At 48.6% G+C, this 16,593-nt stretch carries 12 protein-coding genes; 6 read left to right on the top strand and 6 right to left on the bottom strand.

Annotation, left to right across the window (positions count from 1 at the left end; all coding sequences use genetic code 11):
* Positions 1-60: 60 nt before the first annotated feature.
* Entirely contained in the window at positions 61-3,192 is a 3,132-nt protein-coding gene (locus ACO08I_RS04060) for an AsmA-like C-terminal region-containing protein (RefSeq protein ID WP_421948563.1), read from the bottom strand.
* A gap of 172 nt (positions 3,193-3,364) precedes the next feature.
* On the opposite strand from ACO08I_RS04060, the gene ACO08I_RS04055 reads away from it, so the two are divergent.
* From ACO08I_RS04055 to ACO08I_RS04045, 3 genes are read left to right on the top strand one after another with little or no spacing between them, the layout of a single operon-like run.
* Positions 3,365-4,183, top strand: a complete 819-nt coding sequence (locus ACO08I_RS04055) for a C1 family peptidase (protein ID WP_282780065.1) — start codon at positions 3,365-3,367, stop codon at positions 4,181-4,183.
* Positions 4,184-4,192: 9 nt separating this feature from the next.
* Positions 4,193-5,155, top strand: coding sequence for a quinone oxidoreductase family protein (locus tag ACO08I_RS04050; RefSeq protein ID WP_421948562.1), 963 nt, complete (start codon positions 4,193-4,195; stop codon positions 5,153-5,155).
* Positions 5,152-5,685: a metallophosphoesterase family protein gene (locus ACO08I_RS04045; RefSeq protein WP_282780068.1), complete on the top strand. Its 534-nt coding sequence runs from the start codon at positions 5,152-5,154 to the stop codon at positions 5,683-5,685. Before ACO08I_RS04050 ends, ACO08I_RS04045 begins: the two co-directional genes overlap by 4 nt.
* A gap of 83 nt (positions 5,686-5,768) precedes the next feature.
* Here ACO08I_RS04045 and ACO08I_RS04040 read toward each other — a convergent pair whose 3' ends face one another.
* Complete coding sequence (locus ACO08I_RS04040; protein WP_282780070.1) at positions 5,769-6,377, bottom strand: hypothetical protein; 609 nt, start codon at positions 6,375-6,377, stop codon at positions 5,769-5,771.
* A gap of 1,045 nt (positions 6,378-7,422) precedes the next feature.
* Here ACO08I_RS04040 and ACO08I_RS04035 point away from each other — a divergent pair.
* The 3 genes from ACO08I_RS04035 to ACO08I_RS04025 all read left to right on the top strand — a co-directional run bounded on the left by ACO08I_RS04035 (position 7,423) and on the right by ACO08I_RS04025 (position 10,224).
* Entirely contained in the window at positions 7,423-8,073 is a 651-nt protein-coding gene (locus ACO08I_RS04035) for an NUMOD4 domain-containing protein (RefSeq protein WP_421948561.1), read from the top strand.
* Positions 8,074-8,609: 536 nt separating this feature from the next.
* Positions 8,610-9,338, top strand: coding sequence for an inorganic pyrophosphatase (locus ACO08I_RS04030; RefSeq protein ID WP_282780073.1), 729 nt, complete (start codon positions 8,610-8,612; stop codon positions 9,336-9,338).
* A gap of 94 nt (positions 9,339-9,432) precedes the next feature.
* A complete protein-coding gene (locus ACO08I_RS04025; RefSeq protein ID WP_421948560.1) occupies positions 9,433-10,224 on the top strand; it encodes a hypothetical protein in 792 nt (263 codons plus the stop codon).
* Here ACO08I_RS04025 and ACO08I_RS04020 read toward each other — a convergent pair.
* The 4 genes from ACO08I_RS04020 to ACO08I_RS04005 form a co-directional block, all read right to left on the bottom strand.
* Entirely contained in the window at positions 10,191-12,980 is a 2,790-nt protein-coding gene (locus ACO08I_RS04020; protein ID WP_421948559.1) for an alpha/beta hydrolase family protein, read from the bottom strand. The genes ACO08I_RS04025 and ACO08I_RS04020 overlap by 34 nt on opposite strands.
* Positions 12,981-13,207: 227 nt before the next feature.
* Positions 13,208-13,942 (bottom strand): tyrosine-protein phosphatase, encoded by a 735-nt coding sequence (locus tag ACO08I_RS04015; RefSeq protein ID WP_421948558.1) that lies wholly within the window; start codon positions 13,940-13,942, stop codon positions 13,208-13,210.
* Positions 13,943-14,017: 75 nt separating this feature from the next.
* Positions 14,018-14,959 (bottom strand): UDP-glucuronic acid decarboxylase family protein, encoded by a 942-nt coding sequence (locus ACO08I_RS04010; protein WP_044227666.1) that lies wholly within the window; start codon positions 14,957-14,959, stop codon positions 14,018-14,020.
* A gap of 74 nt (positions 14,960-15,033) precedes the next feature.
* Positions 15,034-16,362: a UDP-glucose dehydrogenase family protein gene (locus ACO08I_RS04005; protein ID WP_282777440.1), complete on the bottom strand. Its 1,329-nt coding sequence runs from the start codon at positions 16,360-16,362 to the stop codon at positions 15,034-15,036.
* Between the last annotated feature and the right edge of the window lie 231 nt (positions 16,363-16,593).

Raw genomic sequence — 16,593 nt, 5'->3', positions numbered from 1 at the left:
GTTTGAGGAACCCGGGCAGCCCTTTTTAGTCGCGGGTGCGAGCTTTAAGTAGGTAAGAGACTAACGGCCGCCCCCACCTCCACTGTTGTTTCGTTTTTTGAAAGGATTGAACTTGTCCAGGTTGTCTTTGATCTTATCGGTCGCATCGCCACCTACTTTGTCCAGGACGTCGTCGACTTTTTTCTGAGTTGTGGAGTCGAGTTGCTCTCCTAGTTTGTCTTTTAGGGTTTCTTTTGCCTGGTCCTTCAGGTCTTCGGCGGCTTTTTCTGCCTCCTGTTTGGCCAGATTTCTTAATGAGTCGGCTGCTTTTTTGGCAGCGGCTTCGGCTGCTTTCTTGCTTTCTTCCACTTGCTGATTAACCTGGTCCCTTACCTGGTCTTTGGCTTGGTCAACCAAGCCTTTGTCCTCGCCTGATTCTCCATCCAAGCCAAGTAGCTTAACGCCAATTTTAGGGTCTTCTATGGCGCCTTTCAGGTCGATACCAACGTTAATGAATTCGCTCTGTCCGATATTCAGCCCCAGTTTAGAGGCTTGAGATTCCAGTAGTTTGAGGCCACTGTTGGCTGCTGCACCGAGTGCGTTTTGGGACATCTTATCGCGGGGGATTTGCGCTTTGATATCGAGGTTCATCAGGTCGGTAACGCTGTAGGTGCCACCGATTTTCATGTCAATGCCGGCGATTTTGGCATCGTAGGTTTTTAGCTCAAGCGTACCGTTGTTGATTTCGAACCAGTTCTTAGTATTTTTAATACTGATATTTTCCTTAAGCTCCTGTACTTGTAGCTTATTGCCGATGGATTGCAGTGGCTTAAATTGCTGGAGAACAGCATCCATCGTTTGCAGAAAGCCCTCAGCGTTAATGGTGCTGAGCTTGGGGTAGAGGTCCTGCCCCAGTTTGCCGTCCAGGATCAGGGTACTGTTAAAGCGCCCCTTGATGTACTTGCCTATGGGTGCCAGTTGTTCAAAGGTATTGAAAGTGCTAAAGGCATCCTGGAATTGCAGGCCACTAAGATCATACTTAAAGCTGAAACCCGGTTCTTCCGGATTGGTGGTTTCGTAACTACCGCTCATGGCGAGTTCACCACCCAGGCCGTTAGCACGCACGTTGTCCAGAACAATGGCTTCATCTGCTATGACCAGGTGGCCTCTGACATTTTTAAGGTCAATATTGGTGTAGGTCAGGTGGCCGATAGTCGCCATCATTTCCATGTCAATATTCGGGGGTATAGGGATGACGCCGTAGCTTTCCTCCGTAGCTGTTTCATTATTTGTTGTTTCTGACTCCGGCATGAACTCATTGAGGTTGAGCCGGTTGGAATTCAGTTGCAGGTCGCCGCCCAGTATGCCATCTTCAAAGAGATAGTCGAAAATACCGGTAATCACCCCCCTGCCGGTAAAGTCACTTTCTCCAATTTGAGCTCCGATATCGGTGACGCGAAGGATATTAGGCCGAATATCGCCCACTGCCAGTGCATTTTTAATGGTGTAGCTGTCGTAGACGATTTCCCTGGCCTGTGCGTCCAGTTGAAAATCGAAGCGGTCAAATATCTCTCCGGTGGTTGTTGCGGAGGTGGTGTCCGGCACCCCATTTACTGCCGTTTCCTCGCTTTCGGGCATCCATTCACCTATATCAAAATAATCTGAGCGGACTTTTAACTGTCCGGTCATGGTTTTCTCGGGAGAAAAGTAGGCCAGAAGATTATCGATGCGGCCCGAAGCCTGCAGGTCACTTTTGCCCAGCTGAGCCTTGAAATTGCGCAAATCAACGAACTGTGGAGAAAAGGCCATTGCCGCATCCTGTATCTGAACCGTGGGCAGACCAGTGGCGGCATACTTGAGCCCCTGTACCTGCAGGTCGCCATTCATATTGACTTGTTCGTAATCTTCCCGTTCAATGACAGAAAGGCGGGTGTCGATATTAAGGTCTGCGATGATTAGCCCCGCCATTTCCTCTACCCCTTCTATAGGAAAAGCCTGGCTAAGCGCGGCCAGGTCGATGCGGCCATTGGCGGAAGCCTGTAGGTCAGGGTCGCTGATTGGCGTGCGCAACCGGAAGCTGGCTTCAAAGGGGTTGTCGCCCAGGGTCATGGAAAACCTTGGCACATCCACCACCAGGTCATTAAAATCGCTGCTGGGGCTGTTGACGTTAGCCCTGGTATTGATGTTGTCGATGCTCAGGGGGAGGTCAGGGTACTTCACCCGCCCGTCGCTCACGGAAGTGCTGATGGCGAAAGCAGGATAAGTTTCCGTGGTACCGTTGTAGGCCCCGGATACATTACCCTCCAGGGTGAACTTACCGGTCACATCTACGTCCTCGTACCCCTCAATGTAGGCATTGGGTATGAGGGAGAGGAGGTGGCGGAATTCGTTCTGCGGGCTGTTGAAAGCCAGTTCCATGTTGATATTGTCTCCATCAAGCTGCACAAAACCATCGGCGTTAAGTTGCAGAGCATTGACCGTGAGTTGGTTGTCTTTCAGGGTGTATTTACTGTTGGGGCTGTCAATGTTGAAAATGGCGTCCAGTTCCGCTTTGGCGCTATTGAGGTAGGTGATGCCACTTTGTGCCACCGTCAGCCCGGCGATGTCGGTATGCGTATCGAGGTCATACACATCGATGGTGAAGTTGCCAGAGCCGGAATGGTTGAGCCCTTTGATTTCAAGGTAGGTGTCCAGGCTATGATCATCATAGAGGAGGCTGCCATTGGCGATGCTGTAGGAAGCGAGCTGAATGACCAGGTTACTGTAGTCACCTGTGGCAGAGGTGGTATCGGCAGGGGCATCGGAAGGCAGGGTGATGTCATAGTTGGCCGTACCGTTTTTGAGCACGATGATGTTAAGTTCGGGTTGTTCGAGGTGGACAGACTTTAGCGCTACCGGCTCGCTGGACCGGATGACGGACATAAGGTCGAGGGTAAGGGCAGCGTAGGCTCCTTTAGCCAGTGGTACTCCTTCAAAAGCGTCTTTCCCGATCACAGAAAATGAGTCGATCCGCAAGCTGAAATCAGGAAAGCTGCGTAGGAGGGAAAGGCTGACATCCGAGAAGTCGACCTCCGCATTTACTGTTTTGTTGGCTTCCTCACGTGCCATCGTTACCAGTTCGTCTTTGAAGAAGTAAGGAATAGCGATGGCAGCTCCAAGGAAAAGGGCGATAAGCAGGAAGAAGGCGATCAGTAGGCGTTTGGCAATTTTCATGTTCAGGCGTTTGCTTTTCAATACAACGTATGAGGTTTGGGAATGGTGCTGTGGAGATCAAAAAAAATCGGAGGGCGGCACAAGGCATTTACGGAACGGCAGCGCTTTAAGCAAGATTAAAGCACGAAAGCCCCCCGGTATTTCGTTTGGGAATAAAAATCAATCAGACACCATGAATCGACTCTTTTTCTTATTATTCTGTTGCTTTCTTTGGGGCGGCAACTTGCTCGCGCAGCCCGATAGTGTGGCTTATAAAAGCACAGAGGCTGTAGCCTTTGGTGTGACGGACGCAGATTGGATTGACCGCCTGATGCCCGTAGTTTCGGGCGTGGCTATCGATCCTAACGATAACCTGGTACAGCAGAGCGTCAAGCCATATATGATGCCTGTGCGTAAAATTGGAGCTAAGGGCTCGGCCCTGAGTTACGCGCTGGCGACCTGCCTGGAATTTTACGTCAACCTGGAAAATAATTATAAGGATAACCTCAGCCCGGATTATATTTCAGTCAATCTTGAGAATTCCGGAAAGCCGGTAAATCTGGAGGAAGCCTGCCGTTTCCTGGCGGGAGAAGGCACAGTGAGCGCCGCCATTATGCCCTATGATGCCCCATCGGTGCCCAATTCGGTCTATGCGGCGCAAAAATACCAGATCAACAATTACCTGCACCTGTTCCGGGAGACAACCAAAGGCCGCCAACGGGTTTTTGAAACCAAAAAGGCGTTGATGCGTGGCAATCCGGTACTGATTGAGCTGCATGCCAGCCCGGAACTTAAGCAAATGGTAAGGGTGCAAACCTGGAAAGCCCCCCGCAATCCGGACGCGGTTTATCCCTTGTTGGTAGTGGGCTACGATGAGGTAGAGCAGGTGTTTGAGGTGATGAGCAGTTATGGCAGCACCTGGGGAAAAAGCGGTTATTTGCAAATTCGTTACGATGACTTTGGGGAGTATGCAAAAAATGGGTATGTTTTGGTGCCAAAACCAACCTATTAAAATTTGAATATGAAAGCCATCGTATTGGAAGAAAAAGGGCAGCCTATTGGCTACCGTGATTTTGAAGCCCCCGTGCCTGCTGCCGGCGAGGTTGTAGTCCACCTGAAAGCCGCAGCGCTCAACCATCGGGATGTGTGGATTACCAAGGGCATGTACCCGGGCATCAAAACGCCTGGCATATTGGGCTCCGATGGTGCCGGAATTGCTGAGGGGCGGGAAGTAATAATCAACCCGAATATAGGCTGGGGAGATAACCAAGAGCACCAAAAGCCCGACTATACCATTCTGGGTATGCCTTCGTTTGGTACAATGGCCGAACAAATTAGTGTGCCGGAAGACCGCCTGGTGGACAAACCCGGGCACCTGAGCTGGGCAGAGGCAGCCGCTCTGCCTCTGGGAGGACTGACGGCTTATCGGGCCATATTCACAAAAGGCAACTGTAAAGCCGGGGATAAAGTCCTTATTTCCGGAATAGGCGGAGGTGTGGCGCTGTTTGCCTTTCAGTTTGCCCTGGCAGCCGGGGCGGAAGTGTATGTGACTTCAGGTAGTGCTGACAAATTGTCGCGTGCCATAGAGATGGGCGCTAAGGGAGGTGCCAATTACAGGGAAGAGGACTGGCACAAAACACTGGGCAAGGCCTCTGGTGGCTTTGATCTTATTATAGATAGCGCGGGAGGTCCAGGGTTTGCCCGTTTTCCCAAGATTTGTAATTTCGGAGCCCGCATCGTGACTTATGGTGGCACGCAGGGCAAAGTGCCTGACTTTTCCCCACAGCTTATATTCTGGAAGCAAATTGCTATCCTGGGTACTTCAATGGGCAGTGATCAGGAATTTCAGGATATGGCCACTTTCGTCAGTAAGCACAAAATAAAGCCGGTAGTCGATCAGGTATTCCCCATAGCAGAAGCCACAAAGGCCTTTGAGCGGATGGACCAGGGCAAACAGTTTGGAAAGATCGTCCTTGAAATATGAAGCGCATCGGATTGATTTCGGACACCCACAGCCATCTGGAGGAAAGTGTATTCAAATACTTCGAGCCCTGTGATGAAATCTGGCATGCCGGAGATATTGGTGATGCCAGCGTAGTTGACCAGCTAGAGGCTTTTCGCCCGTTGAGGGCGGTATACGGTAATATTGATGATGCGCCCCTGCGTCGGCGTTTTCCGGAAGACCTCCGTTTTGCTATTGAAGGCGTGGATGTTTTCATGACCCACATAGGGGGGTATCCCGGTCGTTATAACCGCCGTGTTCGGGAAATCCTCAGTACTTCGCCTCCTGATCTGTACATTTGCGGGCATTCCCATATCCTTAAAGTGATGCCCGATAAGAAGCTCGGATTACTGCATGTTAATCCCGGGGCTGCCGGCAATCACGGCTTTCACAAAGTCAAAACTATCATCAGGTTTTCCGTTGATCAGGGAAGGATAGAAGATTTTGAGGTTATTGAACTGGGTCAGCGAGGGGCGATTCCAAAAAATGGAAGGCAGAAGCCACTCTATTAAACAAAAGACAGGTCCGGCGGCATTACGCTTCCGGACCTGCACTGGTTTTGCTAACTAGTTTCTATTAGCTCAAGGCTTTTTTGTTACCGTACATCAAAGTCCCTGGTATATACATTGGCTTCTGTTTCGACCTGAATAGTGTAGCGTCCCCATGGAAGGGTTTTCAGGTCGTAACGCTTCTCCACAAGTAACACGTTGTCCAGGCGTTCTCTGTAGACTGTAGAACCATTATTGTTAAAGATGGTCACTACGACATCATCGAGTTTGCCGGCAAAGTAGGATACATCGACGAACTGGTTGCCGTGCACCTTAAAAATAGGCGCGTAAAACTTCCTGATTTTATTAGGGTCTGCCTCCACACCATACTTATTCAGTGTAATGGGCTGTACGATTTCCTGCATAGAGGTTTTCACGCTCACGTAATACATGCCAGTTTCGAGGTTGTCGAGATTGAAGACTTTGGCAAAAGTCTTTTTAGCATCTGCTTCCTCTGAAGCCAGTAATGCACCTGTTGCACCATCGCGCAGGCTTATTTCAGCACTCTCTTTGAGGTTGGTGATGGTGAGTGCAAATTTCTTTTCAGAAGGAATGGCAGAAACCTTTATAAAAGGCATATAGTCGGTGGCAAGTGCAGCAGTGGCAGCGCTCATCATAAAGATCATTGCCGTCGTAAGGGTTGCTAACTTTTTCATAGTCATTGTTGGTCTTGAGTGATTGAATAGCACATTTTTAAATACAATTACAAAAGTAGAGCGTATCGGCAGGGGATTCCACTATTAGATTAACAAAGGATGATACTATTTTAACGCGCTTGAAAGGCAGTAATTATTTGTGTGAAATAGACAATGTTTGTATTAAAGAAGCATGTTGGGCAAAGCTTGGCCGCCGCCGCATTTTGTAGCTTTTACTTAGTGTATAATTTACAATAATTCGGATTTCAGGCCCGCGGGGTGTTCGGGGGAGGGCAGAGGTGTATTTTGCCCGGCCACAGGGCATTTCCTTGATTCAAGCGTGCTTTTTGTTACACATTATTTGTCTGATGGGGTTTTTGGCCGCGGCTGGCAGGTTCCGGGGCAAGCATTTGAAATACTTCTTATGCAGAATAAAGCAATGCGAATAGTGTTAGCCAGGCACAATTCTTTCCTTATTAAAACCGTTAAACAAACAAATCTAAGCGATTGAAACAAAAGTTTTTGTTGGCTGTTTTAGTAAAGTACTGACATTAAAGAAAAGCAGATAAGCATCATTTCTACTGTCACAATATATTGTTTTACGGTAAGCAATGTTTGATTTTTAGGATTAGATTCTAAGTTGTACTATTTTTGGTGTTGATCCATGTCCCCGCTTTTTTTGATTTAAAAAATGCATGAACAAGAAATCAAATAGTGTGAGCGGGTTCAAAAATGATACATGTGTTTTACTTTAATTTCAAGGAAAAAAGCTATCTTAGCGGGCAAAACAAATCGTTTAGGCTATAAAAGCCTAGACAAAAGTGATCTACCCCATATTACCTGCCTGAGTTAAAGTTCCTGATACTCAGGTGACCCTGAAAATACCATTTGTCTAAGCTAATGTTTAGCCTGACCTCCACCAATGACTCCGATCTGTAGTTTTTATGGATGGTCTTAAAAAGAATCGTTTTAATTTGAAATAGGATTTCCCTCCCTGAAAGCCATATTTTTTTAGCGTTTAGAAAAAAACAGGGAAGTAAAGATAATATCAACTGAGTGTTACATTATGCAAAAATCAAATTCATCCACCTCTGAAGCCGCACTTCAAAAAGGTGACGATGTTCCTAAGGTCAAATCCTTTTGGAACGAAAAATGGGCGCCCGTAGAATTCGGGCGGGAAACCAAAACCTGCGATTACCAAATTTCCAGTTTTGGCCGTATTAAAAGCGTTGAAAAGACTACCGGAAGGGAAAGGCTGCTCAAAGGAGCCAAAGCCCGGGGCGGATTAGTCATGCTCAACCAAAAGCTTAAAGACGGCAGCACCGGCATTGTCTATGTGCACCGGTTTGTTGCAGAAAATTTTGTGGATCGGGAATCTGATGAGCAGGAGTATATCTTGCATCAGGACTACGATAAAAGCAATAACAACTGGACAAACCTAACTTGGGCTACTGAAGAGGAGTGGAAAGCTTATCAGAAAAAAAACCCAAATCACAAAGGCAGGCCAGCCCGGACTAAAAACTATAAATTGACTGAGACACAGGTCCGAATGATGAAAAAATTGCTAAAAAGAGGCAAAACTAAGCGAAAAATAATCGCTAAACAGTTCGGTGTTTCAGAAAATTGTGCTTATAAAATTGAGAAAGGAATTCGCTGGGGCCATATTGTTGTCGATGACGATGATGATGAGGATATACCAATGGAAGAACAGGCCTGAATAAGTGCTGATTCCTGAGCTTGAATTTTAAGTTTACTATTGCTGTTTTGCATTAGCATGGGCAAGCTATATCTGCATTTTAATTATTAATGCAGGAATAGCTTGCCTGTTTTGTATTAGTTTCTAGCCAAAGATATTAAGGTGATAAAATCTTGCTTAAAATTAAATTTTTAAAAAAATAATATTTAAAAAGGTGTTTGTCAAGGTTTTGTATGGTATAGCCAGGTTTGGGTTAAATTGAAAATTACAGGTTTGCCCATTCAATCATTACCTCTTTTATTAGCTTTTGATAAAAGATAAAAATATTAATACGATTCATTTAGGTAGGTGTTTGCCTGATTGCCATGATTTATTTTAGAGTCTCGAAAAATAAAGTCGCTGTATCATCTCAGGTTTCAATCTGATTATTCAAAGAGCAACTGCCGTTATGTGACCACTGGAAAAGTCAAGGCTAAATTTTTGGTCGGGGATTAATCTTTGTTTCCTTATTTTGTTTCCTTTACCTTGTGGTTGTATACTTCATCTAAGCAAAGAAAATGAGTCAGCAAGCTTTTGATAAATTATGGAAGATGATTGGGTTGCGTTACACTTCGCACCCTTGGCATGGTATCTCTATTGGAGAAGATGCCCCTGAGGTAGTCACCTCATTTATTGAGGTCATTCCATCGGATACGGTCAAGTACGAAATCGACAAAAAAACCGGATACCTTAAAATTGACCGGCCGCAGAAATTTTCTAATATCGTCCCGGCGCTGTACGGGTTTATCCCGCAAACGTACTGCAAGGATGAGGTCGCTGAATATTGCCAGGAAAAGACCGGCCGAAAAAATATCGTAGGCGATGATGACCCGCTAGATATATGTGTACTAACCGAAAGGGAAATTACACACGGTAACGTCATTGTACGGGCTATACCCATCGGTGGCTTCCGTATGATAGACGGAGGCGAGGCTGATGATAAAATTATTGCGGTTTTACGTGAAGATGAAGTTTACGGTGCCTGGCGTGATATCACCGATATTCCGGAAACCGTAGTTAACCGTTTGAAGCATTACTTTCTAACTTACAAACAGTTGCCTGGTGAAGAGCCAAAGTGCGAAATCACCCACACTTACGGCCGTTCGGAAGCTATTGAAGTGATTAAAGCGAGTATGCGCGATTACAACAAAGTATACGGTAATCTGGAGGAAGCCCTTTCACTCACCCTTTTTGAGGCGTTCAATTTCAGTAACCGGCAGCAGAATATGCTGAACGATCTGGATTAAGTTGGGCAGGAGTATTGCTATTCTTGTTGCTATTTTGATTGGGCTGTGTGTACCTTCGGCTGAGCGTTTCACCTTTATAATCCGCTATAATTTAATGGTGATGCTCTTCTTTGCCTTCCTTGAGGTGAAGCTTTCGTTCCGGCTGTTTCACCGGCTGCATATTTTTGTGGCGGGGCTAAACCTTGTGTTGCCATTATTTTTTTATCTTGTTCTTTACCAGTGGCAGCCGGCTGCAGCAGAGGCCGTATTCGCTATCGCCTCTGCTCCAACTGCGGCCGCGGGCCCGGTCATTGCCAGCTTTCTGGGTGCAGAGGTGGGTTTTGTGACCACATCCGTACTATTGACCAGCCCCATTGTTGCGCTGGTGTTGCCGGTTACCGCCAGTGCGATTCTTGGTGGGGGTGCTGCTGCGTTTTCTTTTTGGGACATTGCGCTGCCCATAGCTTCCCTGATATTTATCCCCCTTCTGGGAAGCCTTCTGCTAAGAAAGCTTTGGATAACGGGGGCAGGTATCATTAGGAAATACCAATTTTTATCCTTCCGGTTGTTCCTGGTCAATGTTTTTATCGCCGCCGCTGCTGCATCTGATTACTTCAGGGGGCAGCAGTCAGAAAGCCTGGGAGTTATTGCAGGTATCGGTTTAGCGATCACCGCTTTGTGTTTGTTTCAATTCAAGGTAGGAGAGTGGCTTGGCCGGGGGCACCTGCCACTGGAGACCGGTCTGGCGCTCGGGCGCAAGAATACGATGTTTAGCCTTTGGCTGGCCCTGACCTATTTCAGCCCGGTGGCCGCTCTTGGCCCTATATTCTATATTTTGGCCCAAAACCTTTACAATTCCTGGCAGATTTATCATTATCGCCGGTCTTCTGCTGGCTCAAACCCCTGATGAATACCTCGCTCCAGAGGAGGGACTCCTTTGTCCATCCATTTTGGCATCGGGGCGTTTAGCAGATAGTAGTCAAAGAACTGTTGCATCCGGCGCATAAAATCTCTCCGGTTTTCTTTGCCCATAACCCAGTGTGGGTTGTCGTTATAATTGAGTAGCCATGCCGGTTTGCCCAGGCGGCGCAGGGCGACAAAAAACTCAATACCCTGATACCAGGGCACCGCACCATCATCATCATTGTGCAGGATAAGGACGGGCGTATTGATTTTATCAGCATAGAACAGCGGAGAGTTTTCGATGTAACGGAGCGGTTTTTCCCAAAGCGTGCCACCAATCCGGCTTTGGCTCTTCTCATACTGGAACATCCGGCTCAGCCCGCTGCCCCATCGGATGCCTCCGTAGGCAGAAGTCATATTCACAACCGGTGCTCCGGATTCCGCACAGGCGAACAAATCAGTTTGGGTAATTAGGTAGGCTACCTGATAACCGCCCCAGCTATGGCCCTGAACGCCCAGCCTTTCCTTATCGATGAAGCCCTGGTCCAGCAAAGAAGTGACGCCGGTAGTGATCGCATCCAAAGCACTTTCGCCTGGATAACCAATCCGGTAATGGACATCCGGAATAAAAATAACATAACCCCGGCTGGCATAAAAGGGAAAATTGATGATCGACCGGGGATAAGTGGGCGTCCAGTGCCGGTGAAGGCGGTCTGCATAGCGCTCGTAGAAATAGGTCATCATTGGGTATTGTAGACCGGGGTCAAAGTCTTCCGGCTTGATAAGAATCCCCTCCATCTCCTGACCATCTGCTCCCGTCCACCGGTAGGGCTCAGCAGTGCCCCAGCGAAAATCCTGCTGCCGAGGGTTGGCCTCACTGATCTTTTTAAAATTCGATAAATGATCGTTGCTGATCAGCAAGTCCGGAAAGATCTCAAAATTTTCACGTGAAAAAAGATAAGCATCAACATCCCGTGCTTTTTGAATTTGCCGGTCATAGCTATACGCCCCAAACTGTACGAGATCCTTGACGCCCGTGTGGATATTGAACCAGGTGTAGCCGGAGGACTTCTCTGTCTCACTGAAGGTATAGAATAGCATCGGTTTTACTTCCTCTATGGACCGCTCTTCAGGATCAAGCTTAATGTAACGATACTGTGTTTTGGAAGCCCGCCCTTTGGTCAGGTTGTTGGAAGCCAGGCTGCCACTGGGGTCAACCAGCCAGACATCATACCGGTCATACACCAAAAGGAAATCATCATCGGTAGTCCACCCGGCTGTTCCATGCGGATAAGGATGCATGGGGTGGTCATCCAGTTCATCATATAGTGGTACCGGGATATCCCGGGCAATTTCCCGGGGTTGCCGGGCTGCAATATCATAGACCATCCACGAGGTATCCGCAACATTATACCAGTAGGCATAGTCACCCATGGGAGACAGGTCGGCATTGCCGGGCAGGTTTTTCACAATAGGCTGGCGTTTACCGTTTTCCACATCTACCAGATAGAGGTCATGCCGTTGTGGAAAGCCCTCCCAGCTTAGCAATTGGAGGTAGGATGAGCCGTCTTTGCCCAGTGCATAGCGTGCGTTGCCCTCATTGCCGAGGATCAGCTCAGGCATCTGCTCATCTGCGAGTTGCAACAGGCGGCGGGTGTCGGTATGAAAAACAGCGAGGTAGTTTTGCTTTTTTCTTTCCTCCAGCAGTTCTTCTTCATGGGTGTAGAGGCGGGCATCCTGACTGGCCCAGACTTCTACATTAACAATTTCCTCCTCCAGTAAGGCCGTGTCCTGAAGGACTGGGGGCGGGCAGGTGCCAAAGAATAACCGGCTGCCATCTTCTGAAAATTTCAGCTGCCCGTGTTCGCTGATCAGCCATTGTTCGGGGAGAAAAGCCGCGCTGCTGTCTGCAATAGTAACTGCTTCATCCTGCTGGCTCTTCCAGTGCCAAAGCTGGTAGGGGACCACCCTGAAGTCGGTCGTATCCTGAAGCGCAAGGAAGCCGGCCTGCCTGCCGTCCCGGCTCAGGCTCAGTTGGGTGTAGTGTCCTTTGCCTGTGAGCAGGGGGTGGAGCTTGGCATCTGGCCCGTCATAGAGGTAAATGCCTTCCTGGAATGTGGAATCATCGCCGGTTGAATAAATTAAAAACCGGGGCGATTCTTCGGCTGCAATGAAGTCTTTAACGAATGGGATGGAATCCTGCTGCCCGGTCCTAAGGTTGCGGATAACCAGAAGGCTGCCATTTTTTTTATTTTCTGGCTTTACTTTTATGCTGTCAGGCAGGGCTGTATCTCTGGGTGCAGGCAAGAGCTGATAGGCCATCCAGCCTTCCCATTTTTCAGGCATGATAAAGCGCTTAAGATGGGGTATCTTTTCCTGACGTCCACTAGCCAGCTCCAAAACAGAAAGTGTGTCTTTAGGCAGGTCTTTGTCCTTGACCTTTGCTCGCTTTTGGGCTTTTAGGGTGTCCTCTGCCGGGCTGATCTGAAAAGCGACAAACCGGCTGTCCGCGCTGAAAGCAGCTTTATGGCTCCGCTCAAAGGACTGGGATTTTGCCTTGCTATGGTTGTATAGGATTAGGGTAGGATCGCCCTGATTAGGTGTGAGTTCGTAACTGACCCAGTTGCCATTGGGTGCGATAGCCTCCTTTTCTATAGTATTCCACTGGTCAATATCTTCAATGGAGAGTGCAGGTTTTTGTGCAAAAGCACTTATGGTAAGACTCAGAAAGAGCAGGACAGGTAAAGGCTTCAATTGCATGGCTTCAGGTTTGAATGGTTTTTCGTTGAACTTTCTCAAAAATAATGTTCGCAGAGGACTCCTCCTATTTTTCCAAAGGCTTAAAAGAGGTACTTGGCCATACGCAGGTAAATAGCGGTTGCTACCAGTCTTTTTGAAGGCAGAAGGATGCGTCCCGGATTTTTTGGCAAGGGCAAGCATACGGTCACAACGGTTAGGCGATTGCCGCAGCTCAGGTTGCAAAGTAATTACTGCAATTGGGGATTATGGAAACTTTTATCGTTGAGCAGTTTGGCTATGTTACGGTCTTCCAATGCAGCTCTCAGATTTTCAGCGTGCCGGTCGTGATGCAGGTCCGTACCCAAATAGTCAATCAGGCCGGCTTTTAGCAGTGCTACGGCATTTTCCCGCGTGGGTTTGCCATAGTATCCGGTTAAGGAAAGGAGGTTGAGCTGGAATTCACAGCCACGGTCCTTAAGCTCAGCATATCGATTAAAGTCCTCCCGGAAAAACAGGTAGCGTTCAGGATGCGCCAGTAATGGCCGGTAGCCTTTGGTTTGTAACCGGAAAAGATAGTGCTCCAGTTTTGGCGGAGCGGATATGAAACTCATTTCCACCAGGACGCGGTTGCCAGGCAGGGCAAGGAGGTTACCCTCCTCGAGCAGAGGCTCAAAGCCTTCGTCCATCAGGTACTCAGCGGCAGCATCAAGCGTGACATTCAGCCCGGCAGCCTTTACGGCAGTCCGTACTTCCGCAAGTTTCTCCCGTATAATTTCCGGTGTGTTTGGATAAAGGTCCGCCATAATGTGCGGAGTGGTGATGAGGTGGCGATAGCCCATCTCCTGCAGTTGAGCGATGAGGGAGAGGCTGTCCTCTATATCTTTGGCACCGTCATCAATACCGGGCAGCAGGTGAGAATGCATATCGGTTTCGAGGAATGCGAAATCACCAAGGGGGGGCGTTTTTTTGAACAGGTTGAACATAGAGGATTATTGCGTTTTTTCAATAACCTCGCAAAGGTAGGGAAAATTGCCGGGGGCTTTCCCCCGGCAGTACCGTTAAACTTTTACGACTTCCCTGAAGTATTCCATGGTGATTTTCAAGCCTTCTTCCCGGCTTACCGTTGGTTCCCAGCCCAGGATTTCCCGGGCTTTGGTGATATCCGGCTGCCGGACCTTCGGGTCGTCCTTAGGCAGTGGCTTGTAGGTGATTTTTGCATCCGGGTTGCCCACTAGCTTCACCACTTCTTCAGCCACTTCTTTGATGGTGATCTCATCCGGGTTGCCAATGTTTACCGGTAAGTGGTGGTCACTCATCAGCAGGCGGTAGATGCCTTCCACAAGGTCGGCTACGTAGCAGAAAGAGCGGGTCTGAGAGCCATCGCCAAAGACGGTGATGCCTTCTCCGCGAATGGCCTGGGAGAAGAAAGCAGGCAGTGCGCGGCCATCATTCACGCGCATTCTCGGGCCATAGGTATTAAAAATGCGGATGATCCGGGTTTCCACACCGTGGAAGTTGTGGTAAGCCATGGTGATGGCTTCCAGGAAACGCTTGGCTTCGTCGTAGACACCACGCGGGCCAACCGGGTTGACGTTGCCCCAGTAGTCTTCTTTTTGAGGGTGGATAAGCGGGTCGCCGTATACCTCCGAAGTGGAAGCTACAAGGATACGGGCGTTTTTGGCTTTGGCAAGGCCGAGGAGGTTGTGTGTACCCAAAGCACCGACCTTCAGGGTTTGGATCGGCATTTTCAGGTAGTCGATTGGGCTGGCAGGTGAGGCGAAGTGCAGGATGTAATCCAGGTCTCCCGGGACATGCACGAACTTCGAAACATCATGGTGGTAATATTCAAATTCCTTGAGCGGGAACAGATGCTTGATGTTATCGAGGCTGCCTGTCAGGAGGTTGTCCATCCCAATTACATGGAAACCTTCCTTGATGAAGCGGTCGCACAGATGGGACCCCAAAAAGCCGGCAGCACCGGTTATAAGAATTTTTTTCATGGCTGAGATTTAAAAGCTTTCGTCTTGTTAAATAAAATCCCCTCCGCGGCAGGAGCCGGGGAGGGGAATGGGGTTTAAGCTTCCGCTTTTTGCACGACCTTGTTTCGGCCGATACTGTCGTAGTAAAAGCCTTCAGCTTCCATAACCTTGGGGTCATAGATATTGCGGCCATCGAAAATAACCGGCTCGCTGAGGAGTTCCCGGAGCACTTTATAGCTGGGCGTACGGAATACCGGCCACTCGGTAATAACCGCCAGGCTGTCCGCGCCAATCAGTGTTTCGTACTGCTCTTCTGCAAATTGTATCCGGTCGCCAAATACCTGCTTGACGTTTTCCATCGCTTCCGGGTCAAAGGCTTTGATGGAAGCACCCGCATTCAGCAGTTCTTCAATGATGGTAAGCGCAGGTGCTTCGCGGATATCATCGGTATTGGGTTTGAAAGCCAATCCCCAGACTGCGATGGTTTTACCGCTGAGGTCACCGCCGTAGTAGCCGATGATTTTTTTGCTGAGAATATGTTTTTGCTTGTCATTAACGCCCATGACTGAGTTCAGGATACTGAAGTCATAGCCATTTTCGGCGGCTGTTTTGGCCAGGGCCTGAACATCCTTAGGGAAGCAGGAGCCTCCGTAGCCAACTCCGGGGAAAAGGAACCGTTTCCCAATACGAGAGTCACTGCCCATGCCCAGTCGGACCATATCTACATTCGCGCCTACCTTTTCGCAGAGGTTGGCAATCTCATTCATAAATGAAATGCGGGTAGCCAGGTAAGAGTTGGCAGCGTATTTAGTCATTTCCGCAGAGCGCTCATCCATAAAGTAAACAGGGTTGCCCTGACGCACGAAAGGTTCATACAGCCTGGACATGACTTCCTTTGCACGCTCAGAAGACGTACCCACTACCACCCGGTCCGGGCGCATGAAGTCGTCGACGGCCACGCCTTCCCGAAGAAATTCCGGGTTGGAAACCACGTCAAACAAATCTTCAGAAAGCTTATCAGACAATATCGCATGGACTTTCTCAGCCGTGCCCACAGGTACGGTACTCTTATCGATTACCACAGTGTAGGCATCAATAATTTCAGACAGGTCAGCTGCTACGCCCATCACGTAAGAAAGATCGGCGGACCCATCTTCACCCGGAGGTGTAGGCAGCGCCAGGAAAATAACCTCTGCTCCCTGAATCCCTTCCTTGAGGTTGGTGGTAAACTTCAGGCGCCCTTGTCTGGTATTGCGGTCAAAGAGAATATCGAGCCCGGGCTCGTATATTGGGATTTCCCCCTGCTTTAAGCGTTCTACCTTTTTTTCGTCAATGTCTACGCAGATGACATGATTGCCGGTTTCTGCAAAGCAAGTACCAGTGACAAGCCCTACGTAGCCCGTTCCAATTACAGCAATATTCATGGTGTTAAGTTATGTTGTAAAGATGAAGAATGCATATTTGACTAATGTTTAATACCAGCCGTATATTGCCGTACGCCTCAACTCGTGAGGCACAGTTGTTTTACGGCCAGTTAGCAATGACGAATGGCACGTCGTCTATGTTGTCGGTTGGGTGTGCAAACGATATAGATGGCAAGTCAGTACCTCGGCCAAAGCTACAACTGCTCCGAAGCCTGGCAGAGCAGTATTAAT

This window comes from Phaeodactylibacter xiamenensis, from assembly GCF_965229835.1.
Taxonomy (GTDB): domain Bacteria; phylum Bacteroidota; class Bacteroidia; order Chitinophagales; family Saprospiraceae; genus Phaeodactylibacter; species Phaeodactylibacter xiamenensis.
Note: the sequence above shows the minus strand (reverse complement) of the source record. Positions and strands in the feature narration are given on the sequence as shown.